Below are 2,269 nucleotides of genomic sequence, written 5' to 3'. Positions count from 1 at the left end.
CTCAGGGGTTGCCCAGCGGCTCCTTTTCGGATCGGGAGCTGGAAACCTATCCTCTCTCCACAGCGGAGGTGTTGGCCATTGTGGAAGAGGCAGTGCAGCGCTTTCACCGGCCAGAGGAGGGCATCACGCTGATGGTGGCCCCCACCGGCATCCAACTCTGTTCTGACAAGCTGTTTGAGGGCTGCGCGGAGTTGAGCCAGAAGTATGGCCTCCCCCGCCATGCCCACCTGCTGGAAACCCGCGCCCAGCAGAGATTGGCCCAGGAAAAGTACGGCTGCAGCGCAGTCGAGCACCTGGAGCGCTTGGGCTACCTAGACCGGAGAACCTCGCTGGCCCACTGCGTCTGGCTTACCGATGCCGATATCGAGATCTTGGCCCGCACCGGCTCTACGGTTGTCCACAACCCCTTGAGCAACCTGCGCCTGGGCAGCGGCATCGCCCCCATCCTCAAGTACCGGCAGGCGGGGGTGAACGTGGCCTTCGGCTGCGATGGGTCAGCCAGCAATGACTCCCAGGATCTCCTGGAGGCCATTAAAATCGGCACCATCCTGCACAACATTACGGATCCCGACTACCGCCACTGGATCTCGCCGCGGGAGAGCATCGAGATGGCCTCTCGCGGTGGGGCGATTGGTCTAGGGCTGGGAGAGGAGCTGGGATCCCTGGAGGTGGGCAAGCAGGCGGATCTGGTGCTTTACGACCTCACCCAACTGTCGCTGTTGCCCCGCACGGATCCCATTGGTCTACTGGTGCTGGGCCGGCCCACCCAGGTGGTGCACAGCGTCTGGGTCAGGGGGAAGCGGGTGGTGGCCAACGGCGAGGTAACGACGGTGGATGTGGCCAAGCTGCGGCAGGAGCTGTTCGCTCACAGCACCTGGGATCCCTTCCGTCGCTCGCAGCAGGCAGCACAACTGGAGGCCCGCTACCGCCAGGTGATGGGTCTGCCAGAATAGCCCTAGAATTGTCGGGGCCGACCGTGGGAGCAGCAGCCGATTGGGCCAGAGCCACCGAGCAGGTGAAGCGGCAGGCGCTGGCGCTGGGCTTTGACAAAGTCGGCATTGCCAGCGCGGCGGATCCCCCTGACTTGACGAGCTTGCGGGCCTGGCTGGCCGCGGGCATGGCCGCCGACATGGCCTGGATGGCCGATCCCCGGCGAATGGATCCAGAGCGGGTGCTGCCGGGAGTACAATCTCTGGTCTGTGTGGCCCTCAACTACTACACCCCCACCTGCCACAGCCGGGATCCAGCTAAAGGCAAGATCTCCCGCTACGCATGGGGGCGGGACTACCACCGCGTGTTGGGACGGCGGCTGAAGCAGCTCCACCTCTGGATGCAGGCCCAGTTTCCGGACTACCGCGGTCGATTCTACGTCGATACCGGCCCAGTGGCGGAAAAGCCCTGGGCCATGCAGGCGGGCTTGGGCTGGATCGGAAAAAACGGCCTCTTGCTTACCCGCGAATACGGCTCCTGGGTATTTCTGGGGGTAATCCTGACCACTCTCCCGTTGATCCCCGACCGGCCCCACACCGCCCACTGTGGCACCTGTAGCCGCTGTCTGGAGGCCTGCCCCACCCAGGCCATCGTCAGCCCAGGGGTGGTGGATTCCCGCCGCTGCATTGCCTACCACACCTTGGAAAGCCACGCCGAGCAGATCCCTGCCGAGATCGCCCAGAACCTACACAACTGGGTGGCCGGCTGCGACATCTGCCAAGAGGTCTGCCCTTGGAACCAGCGCTTTGCCCGGCCCAGCCGGATCCCCGATTTTCAGCCTTACCCTTGGAATGTTGCCCCCGATCTCCAAGAACTGGCGCGGATTGGCGACGAGGAGTTCGACCGCAGGTTTCCCGCCTCTGCCCTGCGCCGCCTCAAGGCCCACCGGCTGCGCCGCAACGCCCAAGCCGCTCTCAGCGGCCATTCGGGCTCCACAGCCCACAGCAACGATTTGGAAGCCCATACTCCCGTTCCTCACCCTGAAGCGCTCCGCGCCGCTGACGCGAACGGGTAGAGGGCGGGCTTCATGGCTTACGCCACGCTTCGCGAACAGGGATCCCTGCTATCGCAGCGGGCGTTTCCTGAGCTTTAAGAACGGGATGCCCCACCGCTCTGGATTTGATTCCCCTCGCCAAGTTGTGATCCCGTGACAGGCTTAGCCCGCAGTAGGGGCAATCGTGCCACCTTTCGTGGAGTTTTTTGGGAACCACCTGACCACACCCAGAACACTCTTGACTCATGCCGTTTGGATTCCCTGCAATCGTCAACAGCCCAGCTC

Annotated in this window: 3 protein-coding genes; 2 read left to right on the top strand and 1 reads right to left on the bottom strand. The window is 63.8% G+C overall.

All coding sequences use genetic code 11. The annotated features are described in order from the left end of the window. Positions 1–953: amidohydrolase family protein (locus NW809_RS12100; RefSeq protein ID WP_414402254.1), on the top strand; the 953-nt coding region annotated here is incomplete at its 5' end. Between the two features lie 8 nt (positions 954–961). After that, complete coding sequence (gene queG / locus NW809_RS12095) at positions 962–2,005, top strand: tRNA epoxyqueuosine(34) reductase QueG (RefSeq protein WP_276307354.1); 1,044 nt, start codon at positions 962–964, stop codon at positions 2,003–2,005. A gap of 10 nt (positions 2,006–2,015) precedes the next feature. Here the strand turns inward: queG and NW809_RS12090 are convergent, their stop codons facing one another. Beyond that, the gene (locus tag NW809_RS12090) at positions 2,016–2,258 is read right to left on the bottom strand and encodes a zinc ribbon domain-containing protein (protein WP_011430478.1); all 243 of its coding nucleotides are present in this window, start codon (positions 2,256–2,258) and stop codon (positions 2,016–2,018) included. Positions 2,259–2,269 lie beyond the last annotated feature (11 nt).

Source organism: Synechococcus sp. WC101 (assembly GCF_047461555.1).
Lineage (GTDB): Bacteria > Cyanobacteriota > Cyanobacteriia > Thermostichales > Thermostichaceae > Thermostichus.
The sequence above is the reverse complement of the archived record's forward strand: the minus strand, read 5'-3'. Positions and strand labels throughout refer to the sequence as shown.